The sequence below is a fragment of the Vibrio nitrifigilis genome (assembly GCF_015686695.1).
Lineage (GTDB): Bacteria > Pseudomonadota > Gammaproteobacteria > Enterobacterales > Vibrionaceae > Vibrio > Vibrio nitrifigilis.
Genome location: NZ_JADPMR010000003.1, coordinates 292,680 through 319,669 on the forward strand (window position 1 = coordinate 292,680; position 26,990 = coordinate 319,669).

A 26,990-nucleotide genomic window follows, 5' to 3' on the forward strand; every position below is an offset into this window, starting at 1 on the left:
GGAACGAATATTAAGGAACGCCGTTAATGAATTCCGAACGCTACGCTCGTATTCAACAAGTGCTAAAAGCACGTCAACCTGATCTCACGCTCTGCTTAGAGCAAGTTCACAAGCCTAATAACGTTTCTGCGGTCATTCGCACCGCCGATGCTACAGGTCTTCATAAAATCCACGCAGTATGGCCAAACGACAGTATGCGCACTCTTTCGCATACCTCTGCAGGCGCTCGTAACTGGGTTGAAGTAGAAACCCACGACACCATTGAAGAAGCGGTGACCACTCTAAAAAGCGAAGGTATGCAAGTACTGATCACCAACCTATCAGACACTGCAGTTGATTTTAGAGACATCGATTATACCAAGCCGACAGCAATCATTTTGGGGAGTGAAAAAACCGGAATTTCACAACAAGCACTCGAACTGGCAGACCAGGATATTGTGATCCCTATGGTCGGCATGGTTCAATCATTGAATGTATCGGTAGCCAGTGCTTTGATTCTGTATGAGGCACAACGCCAGCGCCAATTAGCTGGACTATATGACCGTGATAAAAGTGCGTTAGATGAAGAAACGATTCAGCGTATCCTATTTGAGCGTGGTCATCCGGTATTAGCGAAAGTGGCTAAACGTAAAAAGCTCCCTTATCCACCCCTTGATGACGAAGGCCAAATTGTCGCGGACCCTTCTTGGTGGCAAGAGATGCAACGTAAATAGGTCTCATCTCATCAGCCGGAGCAGCAAAAAAGTAGGGTTCTCCGGCATACAGTTCCAACTTCCCAAACTTTTCCCTGTACAAAAACACAGTCCAGTGTTTGAATAAACTTATCTATTTTATCGGTAACGAAGAGCTTATCTATGTCCCAATTGCTTTCCGCTGTTCCACTGACGTCACTCTCTGGTGTAGGAGCAAAAGTCGCGGAAAAACTGGAAAAAATTGGTTTAGTCTCTGTACAGGATCTCCTGTTTCACTTGCCTCTTCGTTACGAAGATCGCACCCGTATCTATCCCATCATAAAACTGCATCCTGGAATTTGGGCTGCGGTACAAGGCAAGGTGATGGCAGTCGATACCATTTTTGGTCGACGTAAAATGCTGACAGTGCGAATCAGTGATGGTAACGGTACGCTAACACTACGCTTTTTTAATTTCACCGCAGGGATGAAGAACAATTTTACTGAAGGTAAGTTGGTACATGCCTATGGCGAAATTAAACGCGGTAATGGTGGCTTGGAAATTATTCATCCAGACTACAAATTTTACGCACCAGCACAGAAGCCCGATGTTGAGCCCAACCTCACCCCTGTCTATCCTACGACAGATGGATTACGCCAAATCACTCTACGTAACCTTACCGACCAAGCGCTTGAATTACTCGATAAAGCCGCCGTTCAGGAATTATTACCATCAGGGCTTTATGACCATCAGATGACCATGGGACAGGCTCTACACATTATTCACCGTCCACCAGCCGATATCGACCTCTCTTTATTTGATGAAGGGCGCCATCCAGCTCAAATTCGTTTAATTATGGAAGAACTGCTGGCACAGAACCTATCAATGCTCTCTGTACGCAGCCAAGGACAATTGGAACAGTCATTCCCGTTGCCTGAAGCCAACGAGCTAAAGCAGAAACTTCTAAGCCAACTGCCATTTAGCCCGACCAATGCACAGGCTCGTGTTGTTAAAGAGATTGAGCAAGATTTAGTCAAACCTCACCCCATGATGCGTCTAGTACAGGGTGATGTTGGTTCAGGTAAAACCCTAGTCGCAGCACTTGCTGCGGTAAGATCTATCGCCCATGGTTATCAGGTTGTTCTAATGGCTCCCACGGAACTATTAGCCGAGCAGCACGCCATTAACTTTGCGGGTTGGTTTGAACAATTGGGGATTCAAGTCGGCTGGTTAGCCGGCAAATTAAAAGGGAAAGCAAAAGACACTGAGCTTGCTCGTATCGAAAGTGGTGAAGCACAAATGGTGGTGGGTACCCATGCTCTTTTCCAAGAACATGTGAACTTTAAAAATCTGGCGCTAGTCATTATTGATGAACAGCATCGCTTTGGTGTGCATCAGCGTTTAGAGCTACGCGAAAAAGGGGTTAAGCAAGGCGCTGTACCGCATCAATTGATCATGACGGCAACGCCCATTCCACGTACATTAGCGATGACCGCTTACGCGGATTTAGAAACCTCAGTGATCGACGAACTACCGCCAGGACGAACGCCCATTCAGACCGTGGCGATTCCAGATACTAAACGAGACACCATTATTGAGCGAGTACGCCACGCCTGCTTAACTGAAGGTAAACAAGCCTATTGGGTATGTACTTTAATTGATGAATCTGAAGTATTAGAAGCACAAGCGGCAGCAGATATTGCCGAAGAACTACAACGAACTCTGCCTGATGTAAAAATCGGTCTGGTACATGGACGTATGAAAGCTGCTGAAAAGCAGGAAGTGATGCGTTCCTTTAAAGCCAATGAGCTGCACTTGCTGGTTGCGACCACCGTTATCGAAGTTGGTGTGGATGTACCCAATGCGAGCTTAATGATCATCGAAAACCCAGAGCGTCTTGGCCTTGCTCAATTACACCAGTTGCGTGGACGCGTTGGACGAGGTTCGGTTGCCAGTCACTGTGTTTTGCTCTATCACGCACCACTATCTAAAACGGCCCAAAAACGCTTGGGGGTACTACGCGAAAGTAACGATGGGTTTGTCATCGCTCAACGTGATTTAGAAATTCGTGGTCCGGGAGAATTGCTGGGGACGAAACAAACAGGGATGGCCGATTTTAAGATTGCCGACCTTATGCGTGATCAGCGATTAATTCCTGAGGTGCAACGTATTTCTCGTCACATTCACGATAATTTCCCACAACATGCTCAAGCAATTATTGATCGTTGGTTAGGCAATCGAGATATGTACTCCAAAGCGTAAATCTTTTGGCTTATGTTCCAACCACACTGTACGAGTTCCGACTGTTGTTTACGCGTTTAAATCGCTAGAATGCCAAACATGTTATGAGTAAAGACTAAGGCAAATGCATGAATACCCGAGAACTGATCGACGAAATTAAAAATCGCGTTGCTAATGGGGAAAACAAAGCAGCACTGTTTGAACAATTTCGTAAAAAAGTCCCAAAAGAGAGCCATGTTGCCTTTCTTATTGCTTCCACAGCGACACCAGAAAACATACTCAAAACGCGCCAGCTACGTACTATTTTGATCACGCTTGTTGCGCTATTGACCCTTCCCCTCACCTTTTTTGCTCATTATTTTGTCACTCAAGTCGAGTATCAGCGTGGGGCTTTGGAATGGCTATTTACCTTAGCCATTGGCGTGGCCTTCCCCTTACTTAATGCGCTTGGTATGCTGCGTCACCGATTTCCAGCCTATACCAACTTTATGACAACAGGGTTAGTGTTTGTCGTGCTCGCAGTGGTTGCCCTCCACCAGCATGCGATGACAATGACACCAACAATTCTTGTGTCTCTAGGTTTAGCCATCGCCCTGATTGTCTATTGTGGCTATGTTCGTTCACTACTATTCCCCGCTATTTCATGGTTTGGCATGGTGAAAAAAAATAGTCAGCAAGAATACCAATTCGATTAACTTCCCAAGCAATCACATCGATACCATTGAAAGGGAGTGACCATACCTTCCTTTCTTTGGGCTTAGCCTATGCTCTACCCCCTGTATCAAATGGCCATTGGGGTATATAACTCTCTTCGCAATGCCACTAAGTTACTCTTTCCTAATGCATACTTGTCCACCTGGTCAAAAAAGTCATTAAAACCAACTAGCAAACGTTTGCTTTTTGATCGCAAGCCTCTATAATCGCCGCCTATTTTCAATATTTTGATCCTTGCTTCACTCCACTATCTTTACGATCATGATGGACTAACCAAGATCAATATTGATCCCCAATCTAGGGCAGGTTCTGATTAACAGCAATCACAGATAGATTATCTGCTCGACTTTTATCGCCCATTCAGCGCGGTAAAAGCTTAGATTTGAAAACTAGGAAAACACTATGACTACCAACAACGCCGGACGTAAATCCGAATTGGTTTACCAACTTAATGACAGACCGCCATTACCTCAAACCATCTTTGCGGCATTACAGCACCTGCTCGCTATGTTCGTTGCTGTGATCACCCCTTCACTGATCATTTGTCAAACTCTCGGCGTCTCCCCAGAGCAGACCAATACGATTATCAGTATGTCGCTTTTTGCCTCAGGTGTTTCATCCTTTATTCAAATCAGAACCATCGGTCCTATCGGTTCTGGCCTACTTTCAATTCAAGGCACCAGCTTTAACTTTTTAGGTCCAATTATTGGTGCAGGATTATCTTTAAAGCAGGGTGGTGCTGATGTGCCAACCATGATGTCAGCCATTTTTGGCACCATCTTATTCGCCTCTTTGGCAGAAATTTTGCTGTCTCGCGTATTAGAGTTTGCACAACGCATTATCACACCGCTGGTCTCTGGCATCGTAGTTACACTGATTGGCCTAACTCTGATTAATGTGGGTCTTATCTCTATGGGTGGTGGCTACTCAGCAATGGGAAATCACACTTTTGGCAGTCTGCATAACTTGGCCCTAGCAGGCACAGTGTTAGCAATGATTGTGATTTTAAACCGTTCGCGCAATCCATATATTCGCGTATCCTCAATCGTCATTGCCATGCTAGTGGGATACATCATGGCTTACTTTATGGGTATGATCGATTTTTCTAAACAACACCAAAATGATTTATTCGCCCTGCCGATTCCAATGCAGTTTGGTTTGAGCTTTGATTGGTCGCTGTTTATTCCTCTCGTGCTCATCTTTCTGATTACAGCACTGGAAGCAATCGGTGATATTACTGCAACCTCAGAAGTATCCGGAGAGCCAGTAAAAGGCCCTATTTACATGAAACGCCTCAAAGGTGGTGTTTTGGCAGATGGTTTTAACTCGGCATTAGCAGCTTTCTTCAACAGTTTTCCAAACTCAACCTTCAGTCAAAACAACGGCATCATCATGTTAACTGGTGTAGCAAGCCGTTATGTGGGTTACTTTATCGCAGGTATGCTGGTTCTTCTTGGGTTATTCCCAGGCGTTGCAAGCTTTGTACAAATGATTCCTGAACCAGTATTAGGCGGTGCAACTATCGTTATGTTTGGTACGATTGCAGCAGCGGGTGTCCGGATTATTTCACGTGTTGAATTGGATCGCCGCGCAGTACTGATCATGGCACTATCATTCTCAATGGGTCTTGGCATCTCACAAAAACCGGAGATACTTCAATTCATGCCTGAGTTTATTAAGAACCTGTTCTCGACTGGTATTGCAGCAGGCGGTATCACGGCCATCATCTTAAATATCATATTGCCAGAACATATGGCGGAAAAAGATGACGTTGAGAATGCGTAACTACCGCTGGTAATAGATGTGAGGGAGCTAAGTTAGCTCCCTTTCTTTTTTGGAACAGATGGGAAACTGATCTGCATTTTTAAACCACCCTCACTGCGGTTTGTGGCTGCCACCGCTCCATGGTGCTGACTGACAATGCGTTTAACAATGGCTAAACCTAACCCTGTTCCCTCACTACCCCGAGCTTGATCTCCGCGCGTAAAAGGTTCAAACACCCTTATTAACTTCACTCGCTGGAATGCCTGGACCGTTGTCTTCTACGCTCAACCATACCATTTTACGATCAGCCGTTACTCCAGATGAAATTTTGACCCAACCGTTACCATAACGAACCGCATTCACCACTAGGTTAGTCAACGCTCGTTTAATGGCTATAGGGCTTCCCTTAGCAGACACCAAATTCGGGGTTAAATCACAGATGACATCGCCTTCAATCGCCATTGCTTCAGCCGATCCAACATCCTCTGCAATACTATTAAGGTCAACCGCTTCAAAGCTATCTAAATTGACAGGCTTCAAATAATCCATAAATTGGCTAATGATCTCATTACATTCTTCAGTATCACTGATAATACCTTCTGCAAGATAACTGTCTTCAGGCGACATCATTTCCGTTGCCAATCGGATTCGAGTTAACGGCGTTCTCAAATCATGACTGATCCCTGCCATCAATAGAGCTCGATCTTCTTCTAACGCTTGAATACCTTGTGCCATCTGGTTAAAGGAGCGAGTCACTGAGCGAATTTCTGTCGCTCCTCGTTCGGGAAGAGCTGGAGGGAACTCACCGTGCCCAACCTGTTTTGCGGCTTTTTCTAACGCCGTTAATGGCCGGTTCTGCCAACGAATAAAGACCCATCCCCCAACAACAATCACAAACGCCATGATGATGCTGTTACGAAACAAAGGAGCAAAATCCCCTTCATGCAATTCAGATAATGGGATACGAATCAGTTGCCCAGGTAAATTTTCAATTTTTACCCACAATACATAGCTATCTTTGCCCAAGGCCATACGAACCTCAGTTGGAGTCCCTAAATCCTCGCTCATTTCTTCGCTCATCAGGTCAATACTCACGCCATGCTGATACCCTTCAGCTTCTGGGCTATCTTCACTGTGAATGGTAACACCGAGCTGTTCGAGTACACGCTGACGCTGCGGTGCATCGAGTGACAAATGATTATCTTTAACCGAGCCATCCAACATTAAATTTATCTCATGACCTAAGATTTTGTTGAATTGCTGTAAACTCGGCATCAATGCGTAATTGAATACCGCGTAATAAGAGTAGATTTGGCTCGCTATCAATAAACTGAGAAATAAAAAGATGGATTGAGTAATCGAGCTACGGATGTTAATTCGCATAGACTGTGCCTAGGAAGAAATGAGAAAAGGTGCCGCGTGGGCACCTATTGAAAGACTATTTAAGCTTACCATCAGGGACAAATACATAACCAAGTCCCCAAACAGTTTGAATATAGCGTGGCTTACTAGGATCAACTTCTAACATGCGACGCAAGCGAGAAATTTGCACGTCTATAGACCGCTCCATCGCAGAGTATTCACGGCCTCGAGCCATATTCATTAGTTTGTCACGCGATAGAGGTTCTCTCGCATTCAGTACTAATGCTTTCAATACTGCAAACTCTCCGGAAGTGAGTGGCATAGGTTCGTTGCCGCGGTACATTTCACGCGTTCCCAAATTCAGGCGAAACTCGCCGAATTCAACCACAGACTCCTCTGAACTTGGCGCTCCTGGCGCCTCCATCACTTGGCGACGTAACACCGCTTTGATGCGAGCAAGCAACTCGCGAGGATTGAAAGGCTTCGGTAGATAATCATCTGCCCCAACCTCTAAGCCAACGATACGGTCGATTTCATCGCCTTTCGCCGTCAGCATCAAAATAGGTAGCATATTGTTAGCATTGCGAAGACGGCGACAGATCGATAACCCATCCTCACCAGGCAACATTAAATCCAGTACCATCAAATGGAACGTTTCGCGAGTTAACAAGCGGTCCATCTGTTCGCTGTTAGCAACACTACGAACTTGAAAACCTTGTTCTGACAAATAACGTTCTAGCAAAGCTCTCAGGCGAGCATCATCATCGACAACCAGAATTTTATAACTTTCTTGCATGAGCGTCCTCACCGACTAACATCATCAATATCCTTTCCTTTCAGGGATGCCAATGTAACACCACGAATAAATATTGGTGAAAAACAATTGTTAACGTTTGTTTCTTCAAACATAGTCCCTGTCACTTTAGTCTGTCCATCTAACCGATAAAACAACACTAATGCGTTGGGGAACATCACAGTTTTAGCTATCAATGGCCCATCACTGAGCCTGCCTATCGTGCATAGCGTATTAGTTATTGGCCCCAGGATACTCTATTTTATTGATAAACCAGGTTTTAACTCCTAGAGGCGTGTTCACTTCAACGTCATCATCCACTTCTTTTTTCAACAGTGCACGAGCCATTGGCGAATCAATGGAAATATAGTCTTTAGCATCACCATAAATCTCTTCTGGACCAACAATTCTAAATGTTTTTACCTCACCCGCTTCATTTTCAATCTCAACCCAAGCACCAAAGAATACTTTGCCATCTTGTTCTGGCGAATAATCAACAACTTTAACTTCCGGCAGAAACTTACGTAGAAAGCGTACTCGACGATCAATTTGACGCAGTAAACGCTTGTTGTACTGGTAATCAGCGTTCTCAGAACGATCGCCCAAACTTGCAGCCCAAGTCACTATTTTAGTGATTTCAGGACGCCGTTCGTTCCACAGGAAATCATGCTCTTCTTTGAGTTTGTCGTAACCTTCACGGGTAATCAGTTTGGTTTTCACCTTGCGATCCCTTTACCTACATTCATAGCGCGAAACTATCGCTTTTAAAGGAATTTTTCCAGCGTTACATCAAGTTACTGAGGATTAGGAAGCAAAGATCGGTGAGAGTTCGAAGTGAGGACTAGCGACAACTTGGTTACGGCCGCCATGTTTTGCGCAATAAAGGTTGTTATCAGCGATATCAAGACATTGAATAAAGGTTGGAGCTTCTTCACTAAAACTAACACCAATGCTGACTGTAATCGGAGGGACATCGTCAATGCTAATCGTCGAAATCGAATGACGAATCTTCTCTGCTAATTGCATAACCTCACGTTGAGAGGTGCTATGAGAGACAATGAGGAACTCTTCGCCGCCCCAACGCCCAACAATATCGTGTTCACAGGTAACCGATAAAAGAGTATTGGCAACTTTAACTAAAACGTCATCCCCCATCAGATGGCCTAATTCATCGTTTACCCGTTTGAAGTGGTCAATATCCAAAATCAAAATAGCGTAATGATGACGATAATAGACTCGCTCCAGATCTTTCTCTTCAATTGCACTTTCAATGCCACGTCGATTAAGCAAATTCGTTAATGGATCAACCTTAATGTAATATTCCAAAGCACAAGCACGAGCCTTATGGCTGTAGTTATCAATACGCAGTTTTAATGCGGTACCGAGCAAAACAACATAAGCTAAATGAGCTAATCCGATTTTTAGAACCACACTCATGGTGTCATCAAAACTATTGTATTGTCTTAACGCCCAGAAGTGCCCGACGATAGTAATAACATACACCACGACTGTCGTTGGTACGGCTCTACGCACTTCTAAAAATAGATAGGCAATCACATAATTTAACCCTAACCACTGCGCGGCATTAGAAAACATGCCGTTGGTTCCCATGTGATGCCAGATACTGGTAAGAATAAGATAAGACGCAACAATGATATACGCGCTAAAGTGTAATGTTTTTTCGGTGAGCCTCTGGGTGAAACTGAGAAAATAGAGCCCAGCAAACAAAGCGATGCAAGCCGGATAGGACCAGCGCTCAAAGTTCGCTATAACACCACCCCATTCATCAATAAGCCAAATCGCTGAAAAACAGAACATAGCGAAAAGAAGCAAACGACGGAATAGAACCGGAGACATTGGTGCGTTGTCGTTGTTGTGAGGTACCAAATTTTCCATAAAGAGCGTCGCTGACTATAGTTACTGGTTAAAAAAGTAGCATTTGTTCGTTAAGGCCGCGCATTATACTCATATTTGCAGTAATTGATTGTTAACTAGCTGATTTATTGTTCACTTTTGATTTTTTTTCTCATAAATAAGTCATATGAGTGCACTTTTGAGACAAAAAGTTTCATGTCGCATGTAAAACTTTTGCAAAGGGGAAAAAAACTGCGCGATAAGACACAAAATGCTGCCCTGTCTATTTAGCCCCCTAGAAAAAGCGGCTAGAAACCCCCATAAATACTCTCATAAATTACTAATGAAGAGTCCCACGGATGAGCCAAGCTATCTGTCATATGATTGCTCAAGAACTGAATGTGCGTTCTGAGCAAGTTATCGCTGCCGTAAAACTGATTGATGACGGCAACACCGTTCCTTTTATCGCGCGCTACCGTAAAGAAGTCACTGGGGGACTTGATGATACCCAGCTACGTAATTTAGATAGTCGTTTATCTTATTTACGGGAGCTGGATGAACGTCGCCAAACGATTTTAAAGTCGATAGAAGATCAAGGGAAATTAACCCCAGAACTGAATAAAGAGATTCTCGATGCCGACAGTAAAACACGTCTTGAAGATCTCTACCTGCCCTATAAGCCTAAACGCCGCACAAAAGGTCAAATAGCGATTGAGGCCGGACTAGAGCCTCTTGCAGACACTTTATGGAACCATCCACAAACGGATCCAGAAACCGAAGCGCAAAATTACCTAAATAGCGAACATAATATTGATGATACTAAAGCCGCTCTCGACGGAGCGCGAGCGATCATCATGGAACGTATTGCTGAAGATGCAAACCTGTTAGAAACCATTCGCCAATATTTGACTCGCAATGGTGAACTGGTATCACGGGTAATTACCGGTAAAGAGCAAGAAGGTGAGAAATTCAAAGACTACTTCGAACATCACGAGCCAATTGCTAAAGTGCCTTCTCACCGAGCATTAGCAATGTTACGTGGCCGTAATGAAGGATTTCTTTCGCTAAACTTAAATGCCGACCCAGGCCAAGAAGAGTCTGTGCGCCAATCTTACTGTGAAACCTTGATTGCAGAGCATTATCATATCCATCTTAGTGAAGCCCCAGCAGATAACTGGAGAAAACAGGTCATCAGTTGGGCATGGCGCATTAAAGTCTCCATGCACATGGAAACTGAATTGATGAGCGCAATGAAAGAGCGTGCTGAAATTGAAGCCATTGACGTATTTGCCACCAACCTAAAAGACTTGTTAATGGCAGCACCTGCTGGGCCTAAAGCAACCTTGGGGCTCGATCCTGGGTTACGTACCGGTTGTAAAGTCGCTGTGGTTGATGCAACCGGTAAAGTGCTGGCGACAGATACCATCTACCCTCATCCACCACAAAAACAGTATGACAAAGCAATGCAGTCTGTTGCTCGTTTAATCAAACAGTTCAATGTGGACTTAATAGCGATTGGTAATGGTACCGCCTCTCGAGAAACCGATGCTTTCACTGCTGATTTATTGAAGCAAGCCGGCCTCAATATTCAGAAAGTAACCGTAAGCGAAGCTGGTGCATCGGTTTATTCCGCTTCTGAATTAGCCGCGAATGAATTTCCAGATATGGATGTATCGTTACGTGGGGCCGTGTCAATTGCACGCCGCTTGCAGGACCCACTGGCTGAGCTGGTGAAAATCGATCCTAAGTCAATCGGTGTTGGCCAATATCAGCACGATGTAAGCCAATCACTTCTTTCCAAACGTCTTGATGCCGTTGTCGAAGACTGTGTAAACGCGGTTGGGGTTGATCTCAATACCGCATCACCCGCCTTATTAACTCGTGTGGCAGGCCTATCAACGAATCTCGCACAGAACATCGTTAACTACCGCGATGAGAATGGTCGTTTTAACTCACGCAGTGAACTGAAAAAGGTGGCTCGCTTGGGGCCTAAAGCATTTGAACAATGTGCGGGTTTCTTGCGCATTATGGATGGTAAAAACCCATTGGATGCATCCGCGGTACACCCTGAAGCCTATCCTGTCGTGAAAAATATTGCTGAACACAACAATCAAGCCGTCAAAACCCTGATTGGTAATAGCGAGTTCTTACGCAATCTTAATGCGGTCGATTACACTAATGAAAATTTCGGTGTACCAACGATTACCGATATCATCAAAGAACTCGACAAACCCGGCCGAGATCCACGTCCAGAGTTTAAAACCGCAACCTTTGCCGATGGCATTACCGAAGTCTCTGATTTAGAGCCCGGAATGATACTAGAAGGTGTAGTGTCGAACGTGGCTAACTTTGGCGCATTCGTTGATATTGGTGTGCACCAAGATGGTTTGGTTCATATTTCTGCCTTAACGGACCGCTTTGTTTCTGATCCTCGGGAAGTCGTCAAAGCAGGCGATATCGTTAAAGTCAAAGTGATGGAAATAGACGTACAACGTAAGCGTATTGGTTTATCAATGCGATTAAACGATGAACCTGGCCAAGATAATCGCAGCCAAGGTCGCACTAGTCCGGCACCAAGCAAGAAATCACAACCTCGCCAGCGCCGCAATGAGGACACCTCTGGTGGTGCAATGAGTGGGGCATTTGCCGCCGCTTTTGCGAAAGCAAAACGCTAAAAACTCTCCATTAGAATGAGTTAAAAAGAAAAATCCCCACGCATCCACGTGGGGATTTTTGTTGATGCGTCTTAGCGACCAAATGTGGCAGAAATTTGGTTAGCATTACTACAAGACTGCAATCACATCGGATGGCGTATTGGGTGCCACAGCGTGACCGTAATGAAATTTAATTACTGTCCGCCTTCGAGCCATTTTGCCCTCATTGATTACCGCATCAATGATACGCCTGGGCAAACGAAAGCGCATCGCATAGCCTTTACCTTGAGAGGCACTATAAGAAGAAAGAGCTAGCAGTTCAAACAGACGATTTAACTCTGTTTTGGTCTCCTCTTCACGTTCACGCGTGAGTTCCGCTTCTGATTGCTCATCCGCTTCATACCCAGGGTGCTCGGAAGGATCCCATGACGAGTGTCTACGCCGTTTCTCATCTTCTTTAATTTGCCGCTCAGCGTTAGACCTTGCGAGCTCTTCTGCAGGTACAACTGGCTCTCTGACTTTATTATCTCGAGCGACCTGCTCCGTTTGCACATTCACTGATGGGGCGATGAGTGGCACATTGACGTTTGTCGGTGACACGATCATAGCTGATACCTCCTCAGTATCGCCCTACCCAATTGTCATGCTGAACGCATTTTTATCGAGTTACGGTATATATCGGCCACCGGAGGAAAATACTTAGCGCTTTTGCCATATTTATTGGCCATTATGCATAAAGTCGACGAGTTCACTACAAAAGGCGTCTGGTTCGGTCATAAACGGAGCATGGGAAGATTGGGAGAAAATCACACTTCGGCTTTTAGGGTATTGATTATCCAACATTTCTGAGACTTTTATTGGCACTAAACCATCCAGTCTTCCATACATTCTTAGAAATGGAACCGTAATTTCCGTTAACGCTTGGCGCAAATCAACATTTGCTAATAATTTTAGCCCTGCCAAAAGCGCCTGAGGATTAGGGCTAGGGCGAGACAAAACCGATTGTTTTAATACCTTCACGTCTTTACGCGCTGAAGGGCTCCCCATTGCCTGCAAAGCCATGAAGCGCTCTATTGTGCCATGAAAATCTTCGGTCAATTGTTCGGTAAAGTTATCTAACACTTGTGGTTGAATACCACGCCAAGGTCTTTGGGCGGCAAATTTAGGTGAAGAGGCAACCGTAGCAAGTTGTCGAACATAACCTGAATAGTGAAGTGCAATATGAGAAGCGACGAGCCCCCCTAGCGACCAACCAACCCAAATAGCATCTTTAGGCGCTTGTTCTAGTATGGCTTTTGCTATGGTATCTAACTCTAATTCAACACGTTCAGAGCTGTAGCCATAACCGGGTAAATCAACCACATGCACACGACAATATTGGCTAAGCTCATCAGCACTCTGCTGCCATACTGCACCATTCATACCCCACCCATGAAGTAAAACGATATTTTGTCCGGTTCCCGTAACTTGCCAATATAACTCTGAACTCATTCCTCGTTTTCTCCGACTTTTTTCATCCTTTCCCCTCTTACCGCTAAGCCATACTGGTGTGGTAATTTTCGTTAGCGTCACCGAAGTTTAGTTTCCGTGCGCCTAACGTTATTTCGTTATGTTATAGGATTAACGGAAAAAAAACATGACTCGCTTTACCTCTCCCCTGTGTCATTTATGTTCACTTTCATTAAACAACACGCACTCTCGGTATTGTGATGCGTGTTTAAAACATTTTTCGTTTGAACCTAGGTGCCAACGATGCGGGTTACCGACTCTAGAGCCAACTGATCTTTGTGGTGAATGCTTAGCATCACCTCCACAATGGGAACGATTGTGTTGTATTGGTCATTATCAATATCCTCTGAGCCAACTTATCCATCAATTCAAATATCGACGCCAATTTTGGCAATCTAAACCACTCGCTGAGTTGCTTATTCCTCATATTAGTGATCCCGCACCACTTATCACATCGGTGCCTTTACATTGGCAACGGTATGTATGGCGTGGCTTTAATCAAAGTGATTTGCTCGCCAGAGCACTCTCTCATTCTTTAAATATTGAATATTGGCCCGGGCTATTTATACGCACCAGAGCGACGATTCAGCAACAAGGGCTGACTCGTTCAGAACGCCAAAGCAATTTACGTAATGCCTTTATGATCAACTCGGCGTATCCTAACCATCACTCCCATGTGGCGATTATCGATGATGTGGTAACGACAGGAAGCACCGTTGAGCATCTTGCTCGCATGCTCTATCGTTTAGGTGTGAAACGAATTGATATTTATTGTTTATGCCGAACACCAACCACAAGCGAACCTTGATCGGAAACAATCCTTGCGTAAAAAGGACTGGATCATGTAGAACACAGGAGTAAAATGATTATTAATAGCCTACAAATTTACTCAGGTATTCGTCGTGTCAAATACAATTACTATTACAGAATCAGCCCAAGAGCACTTTGCGAAGTTACTTGGACAACAGCCAGAAGGCACTAACATCCGCGTATTCGTGGTTAACCCAGGTACACAAAATGCGGAATGTGGTGTCTCTTACTGCCCGCCAGAAGCCGTTGAAGCGACCGATAGCGAAATTCCGTTTAGTGGTTTTTCTGCCTATGTCGACGAGCTTAGCCTACCTTTTCTTGAAGATGCAGTGATTGACTTTGTTACAGACAAAATGGGATCACAACTGACGCTTAAAGCACCTAATGCAAAAATGCGTAAAGTCTCTGATGACGCTCCTCTAATGGAACGCTTAGAGTACGTTATCCAAACACAAGTTAACCCGCAGCTTGCTGGCCACGGTGGTCACATTCAACTGATAGAGCTGACTGATGATGGCGTAGCTATAATTCAGTTTGGTGGTGGCTGTAACGGTTGTTCGATGGTAGACGTGACTCTCAAAGACGGTATCGAAAAACAGTTGCTTGAAACCTTTGCCGGAGAATTAACTGCCGTTAGAGATTCAACTGAACATGATCGCGGTGATCACTCATACTACTAACCGCAATTAGACAAAAAGCTGATGCAATGCATCAGCTTTTTTGTTTATGCTGGCAAAGTACATTTTTAAGTTAGGAGTCGCAGTATGCCAATTAAACAACCGCCAAAGATTCTTTCTATACAAACAGTCGCTAAGTCTCGGCTATTTTCTATTGAATCATTGGATCTGAGTTTTTCAAATGGTGTACAACGAACTTATGAAAGAATGGCTCCTAGTGGCCGCAATGCGGTAATGATGGTTCCTATTACTGCCGATGGAGATATTCTGCTAGTTCAAGAATACGCTGCTGGTACAGAAAACTATGAGCTTGGTTTTCCTAAAGGGTTAATCGACCCCGGTGAAACTCCAGAACAAGCGGCAGTACGTGAACTTAAAGAAGAAATAGGTTTTGGCGCGACAAACCTCATACCACTTAAAGAAGTGATTTTAGCTCCGTCGTATTTTTCCAGTCGTATGACACTGTTTATTGCTCAGGATCTATACTCAGAGAAACTGGAAGGTGATGAACCAGAGCCCCTCGAAATTGTTCGTTGGCCACTTGCCCAAGCGGATGAGCTCCTCAATCATTTAGATTTCAGCGAAGCACGCAGCATTACGGCGTTAATGTTAACACTACGCCACTTCAATAAGAGTAATATTGAGGAATAATGAAATAGGACCTAATTACGTATGCCAACAGCGAAAGATTTATCTCATTTAATTCCCGATGTCATTTCCATCGCTCGTGCAGCAGGACAAATGATTCTCGACATCTACGAAAATAAGTCTTACGACGCGTTTACTAAAGCCGACCATACTCCAGTGACAAGTGCTGATTTAGCTGCCCATAAGTTGGTTACTGAGCGTCTCAGAGAATTAACACCAGATATTCCTGTATTATCTGAAGAAGCCGCAAATATCAGTTTAGAAACTCGTGAAACGTGGGAACGTTATTGGTTGGTAGACCCTCTTGATGGCACTCAGGAGTTCATTGCGCGTAGTGGTGATTTCGCCACAGTTATTGCTCTAGTAGAACATAATCAACCCACAATGGGTGTGGTATACGGCCCTGTTTCTGGTGTCACTTATTACGCATACAAGGGCAAAGGCGCATGGAAAATTCCCGATATGAGTGAGCATATTCGCATTAATACACTCAAGCACGAACTTGTTCATCCATCGATAGCCATTGCCATAAGCCGCCGCCAAGATATTAATCGTATTACCAGTCAATTAAGTTCGGCATGGAATTATGAGTTAGTTCCGCTCGGATCAGCGGCACTTAAAGCATGTTTAGTTGCTGAAGGAGCCGTCGATTGTTACTTACGCCTAGGGCCAACTGGAGAATGGGATACTGCCGCGACACAATGTATCGTCGAAGAAGCAGGCGGTAATATACTCAGCACTCAACTCTCCCCTCTCTCTTATAACGAACGAGAAACCTTAGAGAATCCTAATTTTATCGTCTTAGGCGATCCCAATTTACCTTGGGATGAAATCCTACAGATTAAAAATGAACGGTAATTTTAGTGTGACTTACTAGGGGCATTCATTTATGAATACCCCTTTTTACTGGGCTTTAGAAATGCCCATCATAATTGAAGTGGTATCGACCTCGAGCATCAGGGTCGGGTAACTGACTTAATAACTTCCCTAATTCATTAGGGAATTCACTACCGGGTTTAAACCAAGCCGTGGTGTGATATTGATGATTCGGCTTTAGTGTCGCAGTAAACTCACTGCTCACTTGGGCATTATTTTGCTTACCTTTCGCATCTATAACACTGTCTTTACAGGTAATATCCGTAATAACAGGTCCTAATTGCAGATTTCCCACAGGGCTACTGATTGCACTATTAGACCAAGATAATGTACCTTGTGCCTCTTTACACCATGGTTGAGCATACTGATAATCTCGCACCATCAATTCCACTTGCCCACTCACACCAACAGGAACTGGGCGACGACTCAATTCAACTAACTCTGCAGCTGGCGCAGACACCAATAGCGTTTTCGCATACGGTCCGCTCATACTGGTACCAACGACACCTCGACCATGCACATTCATTGAACTACCACGACCAAAACGCGTTGCTACTTCTAATTTGCCTGTGACAAGCGCTGTTAAATGTAACTCCCAAGAAACACTGCCCAAATCATAATTAAGCCAATGAACCTGAGCTGCTCGGCCGTTCCATAACGTACCAGAAACACCATCCATTTTTAATTGTCGTGGCAGTGGAGCATGATTCAGTGTCACCGTTGCTGGTAGGTGCACAACGACGCTAACAATAAATACCACAACAACCAGAGCGATGAGGCTAATTTTCTTTTTCACCTTATGCACCTCTCTTAAGCTGTAGGCGTTTAACTTCGACCACTCCTGGCTGAGCGCCACGATCAACATCTAAATGTTGCACCGTGATCCCCTGATTTTCCTGCAAAAATTTCACCCAATCGAGCAATTTTGTGAAAGGTAATGGCTGAATCCAAACTTGCATACCATCCTCATCACGAGGTTGAACACGGATTAGCTCAATTCCAAAATCACGGGTTGAAGTGGCGATCACTTGGTTTAAAGGCAAACGCTGCTGAGTCATGCCACCTTGCTTACGCAGAGCGGTGATTTGATTTGCTTTGTGAGAAACCCAGCTCAAAAGTTGCTTTTCACTATTAATTCGTAACTGTGATTGGTCAATACGTTGCTGTAATGGTGCAAGAATACCCCAGTAAATCACACCGATAACAATACAAATGCCACCAATAAGTACCAATCTTTGTTCACGTGGTGTAATGCTTCGCCACCACAGCTTTAGTTGAGCCTGAAGTGGGCCAATTATGTTTTTCATCGCGTCCCCCCTTCTATTTCGCTTTCAAAACAAACGAACCCAACACAGTATCACCATCTTTACTTAGCTGACCTTGCTGGACATTAAATTGTTCAGATAATTGAACCCGCGCTTTTTCAAAACTAGGAAAATCTTTGCTCGTGGCTTCTACGCGTAATTCACCTTTATCACCATCATATTTAAGGCTTTGAATCTTCATATCTTTAACAGATTTCAATGACTCTGGCAGAACTTGTAACCAGTTCAACACAGTATCACTGCCACCGCTCCCAGAAAGTAACTGGAGTTCACCTTGCATTTCCCGCTTGAGATAACTGACCGTAGGAATGCGGCGCTTATTGGGGAAAATAGTTCTAAAAATGCGTTCACTTTCTTGATGATAGGCTTGCGCCTGCTGTTCAAAACGATTCGCCTCAAATGCGCTATACACCATAGTGACGACGATTAAGGCCAATGCCGAATAAGTCGGTAAACGCCATGTATGCCAATGCTTTAACCATGAAGATTTCGTTTTAAATGGGCCGGAAAGCAATGTCATACGCGACTGGCAAGCTTCTTGAGCTAGCAGCTTCATCACCATTTCATTAGGCTTGACAGACCAATGTTGATCTTCATCTAAAGGTAACGTCGGTAACTCAGTATAAGATGTCAGAGCTAAGGGGGATTGTTCCGCTTTAACCCAATCAGATTCGACTAATACAGGCAGCCAGTCACTTTCCATGACAATACCGTGCCAATCCCCTTTACGTATCAGCCATTGTGGACCAATCTGCGCCGCTGTGAGTGGGGTATCCGCTTGTGGTAGAGCTAATACGTCTGGCATAACGCGTTTAATTTCAATGCCAATTTCAGCAAATTTCGTTAAACAATAGGTAAACCATCCGCGATCAATACCAGCAATATAGGCAATACCATCACGCTTACTCAGCACTGAAAAATGCACATCATCAACATCTTGAGCGATATCGTCTTCTAGCAAATAAGGCAACATGCTTTCAAATTGACGAGAGCCTCCTGGTGGAACCTCCACATCGGTCAATATTAAATCACTGGCAGACAATAACAGTATCGTCGTACGTTGCGCTGCATAGTCAGTCAGCTCTTCGAGCTCATGCCAACCTGCGAGTTCACCACTAGCAATAACATCTTGCTGATCAGTGGACCATACTAGCCATGAAATAGGGGCTTGTTTTTGACTACTCAGACGAACGGTCAGAAATTCGCTCACTGATTCCTCCATAGCGACGGCGAATGACCGTTGCATTATCTTTATCTTCACTAAAAATCAGGCTGCGAACCCTCACTCGGGAATTATCCACCGTGATTTGTGCATCTAATTCAAAATACTGGCTATCAACAACCAAATAACCTTGAGCTTTACTGCGGACCGTACTCGAAATGGCGGCAATTTGCGGTTCCGCCATAAAATCAGAGACACTTTCCCACCCTTTTTTCGGGCGTTTTTTTATTACTGCCTGAGCATTTTGCAAACTTAAATTAGGGCTAAACATGGCCACCAGCAATAACGCTTGTTTCTCAGAAAGCGTGTTAATATTCACTTGCCAATCCGTTACAGGAATTGCGCAAAGGTAAGGCTTTAATTTTGTCATTAAATCAGCACTCACCTGCTGAACAGCTCGCAATTCGCTTGGTACTGCCATTAACCCATTCGGTGGCAAATAGGCTGGTGATAGCGAATCATAATAACTGTCTTCCACCCCGTACGTTGAACTCACGGTATCGTTACTATCGATAAACTCATAAGTAGAATCAGCAATAATCTCAGCCGTCGCCGAATCAACTTTAAAGTTCGTCAATAAATTTTCAAATACCTGTTTAACATAAGGTGTTGAACTCTCAGATGAAGTGTCTAATCCATTAAAAGCATTCAAGTTAAAACAGGCTTGTTTGTCGATCATTGTCCCTGAGACTTGGCCGTAATCGAGCGGTAATGTCCGCTCTTTAATCGCCCATGGTTGACTTAAATTAATAATATCTTTGTCTTGCTTTCGAGTCTGCTTCAATAACGCCATGGCAAGATTTTCTACGCCAACGCTATACCAATACGCTTGCTGATAATTGACCTGATGACTCGCACGCTGAAACTGAGCAAACATCCGTTCAGACATCGTCGCAGCAATGGAAACCATAATCGCTAGAATCAGTAGGACGACAATTAAGGCGACTCCTCGTTGCGGTTTATTCGCTGTCATCTTCAGCCTCCGCATCAGACGCCTTTGGACCTGCAATTAAATATATTCGCGAGATCTTACCGTAATCCTGTAGCTGTATGGTGACCTCTATCGCCTGAGGCAACAACTCTGTTTCTTCCCACTCTGAGGTCCATTTGTTTTTAACGTAAAAACGCATAGACCAACTTTCAACACCAGTAAGAAGTGGTCGAGAAACGGGTTGCTCGCCGACAGTCGTATCTGGATAATGCCACCAAACACGCTCTAACGTTTTATCTTTAAGGCGATAACCCACTTTGGCTAAATTACCGCGCGGAAACTGCTCTTGCGGATTCGCCCAGCCATCACGAATGAACATGATTCCTTTAGAATCAGAATCTAAAAGATAATCTTGCCATTCCATATAGTAGTCGCCAACACCTTTGCCACTGGTACGAAACTTACGTGGTACCATTTGGCGAAAGTCGGAATCCATAATCACTAACGCACGTTGTAATTCATTAACTCTAGTCGTACGTTCTTGAGAGATTTCATTGCTACGTTGAACCTGATTCAACACCTGATAGGCCGCAATACTCATCGCAGCGAAAATAGCCATCGCAACCAATACTTCAATTAGGGTAAAGCCTTTCACCTGACGACGTGCGGCATTTTTTATACCGTTATTGCGCCACATAGCTACGTACCGTAATGATTGAACTTGATTTATCACTGGTTGCAACAGAAACATCAAATGCTTTTAATGTTCCAGTGCCTGTTTTGACTGGTTTGATTTTCCAATACCACTCACGTCCAGCCATTTTTGATTTTCCTTCCCGAGCAGATAAACTCGTTGGAGCAAGCATCACTCGCGCCATTTGGTTATCAGCCACCATCGAAGCAAACATTTTTTCTTCTAGATAATTCAGGGTATTAATGTGCTGACTGACTGATCGCATCACACTAATCGCTGCCGTGGCAAATATGGCCAAAGCCACTAAAACTTCTAGTAAGGTAAAACCTCGTTTTATTCGTTTCATTTTGCCTTATCCCCTTGAGTTATTTCTTCTCCGGGAGCTTTTAACAAAATTTCACCATTATCTTGTACGACTATATGCCATGCATCGTCATCACTGAGATCATGAAGATACAAGCTCAGCACCATAGGTGTCGTTTCACCATTGGAAAGAATAAAAATTTGCGGAGGCTGTGGCTTTTTCTTTTTGTCTTTTTCGTTGCCAAACATTTGGTCATCGAATAGAGAGTCATCTTTTTTAAACAGACGATCATCATCCTTCTCCCATGTCGTGCCGCCTGCTTGGAAATCAACCATTAACCGCTTATCAATTTTAGTTTCAGCATTAAAAGAGTGACGTTTAACTTCATGCCATCCTTTTTCCCCTAACTGCATAAAAGTCAGCGTTGGTGGATTCTGCTTTTGCTCTACCCGTAAACCGTAATCTACGCCAGATAGCACCGCTTCCTCATTAATCAGTTGTAACCGTTCATAAATAGATCGGGCCGTATCTTCTGCTAAATGATTCTTACTGGTGGGAAGTGTTGAAATTACCGCTACCGAACTCAGAGCAAGTAGCACGAGAACGAGCATAATTTCAATAAGGGTAAATCCGCGAGCTAACTTCATAAATTGAGTGCGGGCGGGATATCCCCGCCCTAATGAATTATTGATAATCTTGAATGTTCCAGTTGCCGATATCCGCATTGATACCTTCACCACCTTCTTGACCATCTGCACCTAAAGTGAAGACATCAATCGTTCCTTTATCACCTGGGCTTAGGTATTGGTATGCATTACCCCATGGGTCGTTAGGTAAACGTTTAATATAACCACCATCACGATAGTTACGAGGTTCCGGGCTACTTGGTTTTTTCACCAATGCCTCTAAACCTTGGTCTGTGGTTGGGTAAACACTGTTGTCTAGTTTGTACATATCTAACGCATTTTCTAACGCGACAATATCAGTAATAGCTTTTTGCTGGTCAGCCTTTTCTTTGTTACCTAGTAAGTTAGGTACGACGACACTAGCCAAAATACCTAAAATAACTACGACAACCATCACTTCTAGCAAGGTAAAGCCTGACTGCTTAGCCGCTGCATTTCTTTTCATAACTACTCCATAAAACACAAATTTTGGCGATTCCAAATTTGTTACTGACTCACTAAATTATTCATTTCTAAAATTGGCATCAGAGTTGCCATCACGATAAACAGAACTAAACCAGCCATCAAAGCGATAAGTGCCGGAGTAAAAATCCCTAAAGCAATATTCACTGCAGATTCGAAGTTATCATCCTGGTTATCAGCGGCGCGGGTCAACATGGATTCAAGTTCACCACTCTGCTCACCACTGGCAATCATATGTAGCATCATTGGGGGGAAAAGTTTGGTTTGCTCTAACGACCTACGCAAACTGGCCCCTTCCCGGACACTCTCTGCGGCAACTAATACTTTTTGTTTCACAAACTGATTTGTCATGACATCAACCGCAACGCGCATCCCATCCAGAATAGGAATTGCACTAGAAGTACATATTGCCAATGTTCGGGCAAAGCGTGATGTATTTAACCCACGAGCGATCTTCCCGATTAAAGGAAGGTGGATAACTTTTTCATCCCACTTCATGCGTAACTGCGGATTACGTAGTAAACGACGACTGATATATATCATCAGCAAAAACACACACAACAATTGGATGCCCCAATGCTGTACAAAATCACTCGCTGATAACAAAAACTGCGTTGATTCCGGCAGCTTTTGGTTCATTTGAACAAATTGCCCCACAATTTTAGGGACAACGGCCGCCAACAAAAACGACACAATACACACAGCAAACACAACCAGCACGATGGGGTAAATCATCGCTTGGAGTAATTTAGAACGCATCTTTTGTCGGTTTTCTGCGTAATCAGCCAAGCGCTCAAGCACCGCATCCAGATGGCCTGATTTTTCTCCAGCCGATACCATAGAACGAAACAGTTCATCAAAGATGTGCGGGTAATCACCTAAACTGTCGGAGAGTGTGTAACCTTCTGTAACTTTGGAACGAACCGCAGCCATCATAGAACGGATACGCGGTTTTTCAGACTGCTCTGAGACCGCGCGTAAGCACTCTTCTAACGGCATCCCCGACTGAACTAATGTTGAGAGCTGACGCGTAATCAATGCTAAATCAGGTGTGCTAATCCCGCGCTGAAAAGTGAGAGCCGAACCTTGTGACTCTTTATTTTTCTTACCCGTATTTTCATTCACTTCGACGGGGACAAGCCCTTGATCTTTTAGACGTTGGCGCACCTGACGGGCATTATCTCCCTCAATGACGCCTTTCTTCTGCCGACCTTTACTATCTAAAGCCTTATAATCAAATGCCGCCATTATGACTCCCGAGTCACACGCATCACTTCTTCAAGAGAAGTCACACCTAAACGACATTTTTCGAGACCATCTTGACGAATACTTGGAGTATGACCACGAATCGCATGCTCGATGGCTTGTTCACCTGATTCACTATGAATTAAAGCCTGAACGGATTCATCCACCAGCAGTAATTCATGAATACCAGTACGGCCATGATAACCTTTGTGATTACAATGCTCACAACCTGTAGGGCGGAAAAGCGTTAACTCATCATCCGGCGTTAAATCAAATAACTTTTTCTGCTCTTCATTCGCGCTATAAGCTTCACGACAATGTGGACACAAAGTGCGCACCAGACGTTGCGCCAGTACCCCTAATAATGAAGAAGAAATCAAAAATGGTTCAATGCCCATATCCCGCAAACGAGTAATGGCACCAATGGCGGTATTCGTGTGCAAAGTTGACATCACTAAGTGACCAGTTAAAGAAGCTTGTACTGCGATTTGCGCCGTTTCCAAGTCACGAATTTCGCCGACCATAACAACATCTGGATCTTGACGCAAAATGGCACGCAGACCACGAGCAAAGGTCATATCCACTTTTGGATTTACTTGGGTTTGACCAATGCCCTCAATATCAAATTCGATAGGATCTTCAACGGTTAAGATATTGCGCTCAATACTATTTAGTTCTTGTAAGCCTGCGTATAACGTGGTGGATTTACCTGAACCAGTTGGACCGGTTACCAAGATAATCCCGTGGGGACGAGCAATTAATTGTTGGAAACGCTTGTGAACCTTATCGTTCATTCCCAAGCTGTAAAGATCTAGCTGGGTGGCGTTCTTATCCAGTAAACGCATTACCACACGTTCGCCGTGAGACGATGGCATTGTTGATACACGCACATCGACAGCTCGACCGCCAATACGTAACGAAATACGACCATCCTGCGGAACGCGTTTTTCCGCGATATCGAGCTTCGCCATCACCTTAACGCGCGACACCAATAAAGGTGCCAATTTGCGGCTTGGTTCAAGCACTTCACGTAATACCCCATCCACACGAAAACGGATCGATAACGATTTTTCAAACGTTTCTATATGGACATCAGAAGCGTTCTCTTTTATCGCTTCCCCCAACATCGCATTAATTAACTTAATGATTGGGGCATCATCTTCTGACTCCAGAAGATCTTCATTTTGAGGCAACTCTTCTGCCAATGAAAAAAAGTCATCACTGTCTACGCCAATATCTTGCATTAATTGACGAGCCTCAGAAGAGTCACGTTGGTAAACCACAGTCAGCTTACTTTCAAACTCAGATTCAGAAACGGCATGGAGCTTGAACGATGTTTTAGCCACACGTTTCACTTCCATTATGGCCGCCATAGCAATCGGCGGCACATAATAGATATGGCATTGCGAGAAATCGTCTTCCCACTCAAGGACGACTTTAAATCGGTTTGCGAAACTGAACGGCAATCGGCGTAACGTCGGTTGCTCGACCTCTTCCGATAAGACTACATTCATTATTCTTCTTCCATCTGATCAATAAACGACTGAATTTCGGCAGCATGGCGACGATCATCACCGAATTTAGGTAGTACAGGAATATTGCCGCTATCCAGCAATTTCAGTCCTTTCTGAGCTTTGTATAACTGCTCTGCTCGAATGTAATTGTACTTACGTTGAGTTAAACCATCAGCGGTCACACCGTTGCGAATAATTGTTGGTTTAATAAATACCATCAAGTTCTTCTTCTCAGTTTCCGTACTAGTTGAGCGGAATAATTGCCCAATGATTGGAATATCACCAAGTAGTGGAACTTTTGACTCGCTTTCAGCAGTACGTTCATCCATCAAGCCACCAAGAACCAACATCTGGCCATCTTTAACCATGACAGAGGTATTCAACTGACGTTTACCGAAACGAATGTCTACCGCGCCACTGGCACCAAGCACGTTAGAAACTTCTTGTTCAATGTGCAATTGAACTGAGTCACCTTCATTAATCTGAGGGACGACTTTCAGTTTGATACCTACTTCTTTACGATCAACGGTCTGGAATGGGTTGGAATTGTCGGAGCCGGTACTAGAACCAGTGATAACAGGCACTTCTTCACCCACGATGAATGACGCTTCACCATTATCCATTACGGTAATACTTGGCGATGAAAGAATGTTGGTATTGGAGTCGCTTGACACGGCATTTAATAACGCAGTCCAATCACCCATCATGATACTCACCGCAGCACCGTTCACACTTGAAAGCGCAGAAGCTAGCGTATCGTAGTCGCCTGATTCGGTCGTGTCGTAAGAGTGGCGAACACCACTATTATCGTAATAATAACTGGTACTGGTTTGATCCTTAGCTTCTTCCAAGCCGACCATCACATTACCAATGGAGCTACTACTGTTACTGTATTGTATAACCGAGCCACTCTCTAATGAGCCCCATTGAACACCCAAGCTCATCCCATCACTTTCAGACATCTCAACAATCAACGCCTCAATCAATACCTGAGCACGACGTATATCTAATTGCTTAACGATATTCAGTAGGGATTGCATGACATCTTTTGGCGCGCTAATAATCAGAGAGTTTGTCTGTTTATGCGCAGAGATAATGACGTTGCTGTTTTGTGCTCCACCACTCTCTTTCGTCCCTTTTTTGCTCTTAAGCATGCTATCCGACACGCCTTTAAGAACATCAACAAGATCTTCAGCTTTCGCATATTTAAGGTAAACAACTCGGCTGTTTCCTTTCACCGCCATTTCTACATCCATTTTTTGGATGAGCTTTTTCATGCGTTTGCGAACTTTAGGGTCACCAGAAATTAAGATGGAATTAGTACGCTCATCGGCGACAAATTTAGGTTGCAAAAACTCTGGGGTATTTTTAGAGTCATTACTTTTACTAAGAGCTTCTACGATTCGTACCATTTCAGAAGCAGAGGCATTTTTCAGTTCAACAACATCAACATCTTTGTCGCCTGCTTGGTCAACTCGATGAATGATATCTGCCAAACGATTCACAACCGCAGCACGTCCAGTAAGCAAAATGATGTTCGCAGGATCATAATGAACAACGTTACCTGCGCCAGCATTATCAATGAGCTGACGCAACAAAGGGGATAATTCTCTTACAGAAACGTTTTTTACCGATACCACTTGTGTAATAACGCTATCGCCTGATGCACGATCATTATCACCGAGCACAGGTACAGCGGCGGTTTTTGCATCTTTCGATTTAACCACTTTCAGCACGCCGTTATCCATAGGAACAACCGCAAAACCATACACTTGAAGTACATTTAGGAAAAAGCTGTAGTACTGTTTTTCGTCTAGAGTATCGTAACTGCGTACGTCGATTTTCCCACGTACGGAAGGGTCAACAATAATGGTTTTATCTAAATTACGACCCACTATGTTGATAAATTCTTGAATGTCTGTTCCTTTAAAACTCGCACTGAACTCATTTGCCCATGCGCAGGGAGACAGCACTAACGAGGCGGCCATAAGCCACGTGCTCTTTTTAAGCCAATGCTTCACTGAGTACTCCTAG

25 protein-coding genes and 1 pseudogene are annotated in these 26,990 nt (G+C 44.1%); 9 read left to right on the forward strand and 17 right to left on the reverse strand.

The window, feature by feature from the left end:
• Positions 1-26 precede the first annotated feature (26 nt).
• From trmH to I1A42_RS15310, 4 genes are all read left to right on the forward strand, one after another.
• Complete coding sequence (gene trmH / locus I1A42_RS15295; protein WP_196123962.1) at positions 27-713, forward strand: tRNA (guanosine(18)-2'-O)-methyltransferase TrmH; 687 nt, start codon at positions 27-29, stop codon at positions 711-713.
• A gap of 141 nt (positions 714-854) precedes the next feature.
• Positions 855-2,933: an ATP-dependent DNA helicase RecG gene (gene recG / locus I1A42_RS15300; protein ID WP_196123963.1), complete on the forward strand. Its 2,079-nt coding sequence runs from the start codon at positions 855-857 to the stop codon at positions 2,931-2,933.
• Between the two features lie 107 nt (positions 2,934-3,040).
• A complete protein-coding gene (locus I1A42_RS15305; protein WP_161153537.1) occupies positions 3,041-3,607 on the forward strand; it encodes a hypothetical protein in 567 nt (188 codons plus the stop codon).
• Between the two features lie 421 nt (positions 3,608-4,028).
• Complete coding sequence (locus tag I1A42_RS15310; RefSeq protein ID WP_161153536.1) at positions 4,029-5,411, forward strand: uracil-xanthine permease family protein; 1,383 nt, start codon at positions 4,029-4,031, stop codon at positions 5,409-5,411.
• A 32-nt stretch (positions 5,412-5,443) separates the two neighbouring features.
• Here the strand turns inward: I1A42_RS15310 and envZ are convergent.
• From envZ to I1A42_RS15330, 4 genes and pseudogenes are all read right to left on the reverse strand, one after another.
• Positions 5,444-6,767, reverse strand: a pseudogene (envZ, locus tag I1A42_RS15315) (two-component system sensor histidine kinase EnvZ).
• A 61-nt stretch (positions 6,768-6,828) separates the two neighbouring features.
• Positions 6,829-7,548, reverse strand: coding sequence for an osmolarity response regulator transcription factor OmpR (ompR, locus tag I1A42_RS15320; protein WP_161153535.1), 720 nt, complete (start codon positions 7,546-7,548; stop codon positions 6,829-6,831).
• 231 nt (positions 7,549-7,779) lie between these two features.
• The gene (greB, locus tag I1A42_RS15325; RefSeq protein WP_196123964.1) at positions 7,780-8,265 is read right to left on the reverse strand and encodes a transcription elongation factor GreB; all 486 of its coding nucleotides are present in this window, start codon (positions 8,263-8,265) and stop codon (positions 7,780-7,782) included.
• 84 nt (positions 8,266-8,349) lie between these two features.
• Complete coding sequence (locus I1A42_RS15330; protein WP_161157232.1) at positions 8,350-9,441, reverse strand: GGDEF domain-containing protein; 1,092 nt, start codon at positions 9,439-9,441, stop codon at positions 8,350-8,352.
• Positions 9,442-9,758: 317 nt separating this feature from the next.
• Here I1A42_RS15330 and I1A42_RS15335 point away from each other — a divergent pair, with 317 nt between their 5' ends.
• Positions 9,759-12,074, forward strand: coding sequence for a Tex family protein (locus I1A42_RS15335; RefSeq protein WP_196123965.1), 2,316 nt, complete (start codon positions 9,759-9,761; stop codon positions 12,072-12,074).
• Positions 12,075-12,182: 108 nt separating this feature from the next.
• Here the strand turns inward: I1A42_RS15335 and I1A42_RS15340 are convergent, their stop codons facing one another.
• Together I1A42_RS15340 and bioH are read right to left on the reverse strand one after the other, a co-directional pair.
• Positions 12,183-12,659: an ATP-dependent Lon protease gene (locus I1A42_RS15340; protein WP_161157234.1), complete on the reverse strand. Its 477-nt coding sequence runs from the start codon at positions 12,657-12,659 to the stop codon at positions 12,183-12,185.
• Between the two features lie 111 nt (positions 12,660-12,770).
• Positions 12,771-13,544 (reverse strand): pimeloyl-ACP methyl ester esterase BioH, encoded by a 774-nt coding sequence (gene bioH, locus I1A42_RS15345; protein ID WP_196123966.1) that lies wholly within the window; start codon positions 13,542-13,544, stop codon positions 12,771-12,773.
• Between the two features lie 145 nt (positions 13,545-13,689).
• Between bioH and I1A42_RS15350 the strand changes: the two genes are divergently transcribed.
• The 4 genes from I1A42_RS15350 (at position 13,690) to cysQ (ending at position 16,555) form a co-directional block, all read left to right on the forward strand.
• Positions 13,690-14,370: a ComF family protein gene (locus I1A42_RS15350; protein ID WP_196123967.1), complete on the forward strand. Its 681-nt coding sequence runs from the start codon at positions 13,690-13,692 to the stop codon at positions 14,368-14,370.
• A 94-nt stretch (positions 14,371-14,464) separates the two neighbouring features.
• Positions 14,465-15,052, forward strand: coding sequence for a Fe-S biogenesis protein NfuA (gene nfuA, locus I1A42_RS15355; protein ID WP_161157237.1), 588 nt, complete (start codon positions 14,465-14,467; stop codon positions 15,050-15,052).
• Between the two features lie 84 nt (positions 15,053-15,136).
• Positions 15,137-15,700 (forward strand): ADP compounds hydrolase NudE, encoded by a 564-nt coding sequence (gene nudE / locus I1A42_RS15360; RefSeq protein ID WP_161157238.1) that lies wholly within the window; start codon positions 15,137-15,139, stop codon positions 15,698-15,700.
• 21 nt (positions 15,701-15,721) lie between these two features.
• Complete coding sequence (cysQ, locus tag I1A42_RS15365; protein WP_196123968.1) at positions 15,722-16,555, forward strand: 3'(2'),5'-bisphosphate nucleotidase CysQ; 834 nt, start codon at positions 15,722-15,724, stop codon at positions 16,553-16,555.
• A gap of 55 nt (positions 16,556-16,610) precedes the next feature.
• On the opposite strand, the gene I1A42_RS15370 is transcribed toward cysQ, so the two are convergent.
• Genes I1A42_RS15370 through gspD form a run of 11 tightly spaced genes read right to left on the reverse strand, consistent with a single transcriptional unit; the run spans position 16,611 to position 26,977 of the window.
• The gene (locus I1A42_RS15370; protein ID WP_329604833.1) at positions 16,611-17,369 is read right to left on the reverse strand and encodes a type II secretion system protein N; all 759 of its coding nucleotides are present in this window, start codon (positions 17,367-17,369) and stop codon (positions 16,611-16,613) included.
• A 1-nt stretch (position 17,370) separates the two neighbouring features.
• A complete protein-coding gene (locus I1A42_RS15375) occupies positions 17,371-17,880 on the reverse strand; it encodes a type II secretion system protein M (RefSeq protein WP_196123970.1) in 510 nt (169 codons plus the stop codon).
• 13 nt (positions 17,881-17,893) lie between these two features.
• A complete protein-coding gene (gene gspL, locus I1A42_RS15380; protein ID WP_196123971.1) occupies positions 17,894-19,108 on the reverse strand; it encodes a type II secretion system protein GspL in 1,215 nt (404 codons plus the stop codon).
• Complete coding sequence (gene gspK / locus I1A42_RS15385) at positions 19,077-20,093, reverse strand: type II secretion system minor pseudopilin GspK (protein ID WP_196123972.1); 1,017 nt, start codon at positions 20,091-20,093, stop codon at positions 19,077-19,079. The genes gspL and gspK overlap by 32 nt, the downstream gene beginning before the upstream one ends.
• Positions 20,080-20,748 (reverse strand): type II secretion system minor pseudopilin GspJ, encoded by a 669-nt coding sequence (gene gspJ, locus I1A42_RS15390; RefSeq protein WP_196123973.1) that lies wholly within the window; start codon positions 20,746-20,748, stop codon positions 20,080-20,082. The genes gspK and gspJ overlap by 14 nt, the downstream gene beginning before the upstream one ends.
• The gene (gene gspI / locus I1A42_RS15395) at positions 20,735-21,091 is read right to left on the reverse strand and encodes a type II secretion system minor pseudopilin GspI (protein ID WP_161157245.1); all 357 of its coding nucleotides are present in this window, start codon (positions 21,089-21,091) and stop codon (positions 20,735-20,737) included. Before gspI ends, gspJ begins: the two co-directional genes overlap by 14 nt.
• The gene (locus tag I1A42_RS15400) at positions 21,088-21,774 is read right to left on the reverse strand and encodes a prepilin-type N-terminal cleavage/methylation domain-containing protein (RefSeq protein WP_230389535.1); all 687 of its coding nucleotides are present in this window, start codon (positions 21,772-21,774) and stop codon (positions 21,088-21,090) included. The genes gspI and I1A42_RS15400 overlap by 4 nt, the downstream gene beginning before the upstream one ends.
• Positions 21,734-22,180, reverse strand: a complete 447-nt coding sequence (gene gspG / locus I1A42_RS15405) for a type II secretion system major pseudopilin GspG (protein WP_161157246.1) — start codon at positions 22,178-22,180, stop codon at positions 21,734-21,736. Before gspG ends, I1A42_RS15400 begins: the two co-directional genes overlap by 41 nt.
• A gap of 41 nt (positions 22,181-22,221) precedes the next feature.
• A complete protein-coding gene (gene gspF / locus I1A42_RS15410; RefSeq protein ID WP_161157247.1) occupies positions 22,222-23,445 on the reverse strand; it encodes a type II secretion system inner membrane protein GspF in 1,224 nt (407 codons plus the stop codon).
• Positions 23,445-24,956 (reverse strand): type II secretion system ATPase GspE, encoded by a 1,512-nt coding sequence (gene gspE / locus I1A42_RS15415; protein WP_161157248.1) that lies wholly within the window; start codon positions 24,954-24,956, stop codon positions 23,445-23,447. The genes gspF and gspE overlap by 1 nt, the downstream gene beginning before the upstream one ends.
• Entirely contained in the window at positions 24,956-26,977 is a 2,022-nt protein-coding gene (gspD, locus tag I1A42_RS15420; RefSeq protein ID WP_196123974.1) for a type II secretion system secretin GspD, read from the reverse strand. The genes gspE and gspD overlap by 1 nt, the downstream gene beginning before the upstream one ends.
• Positions 26,978-26,990 lie beyond the last annotated feature (13 nt).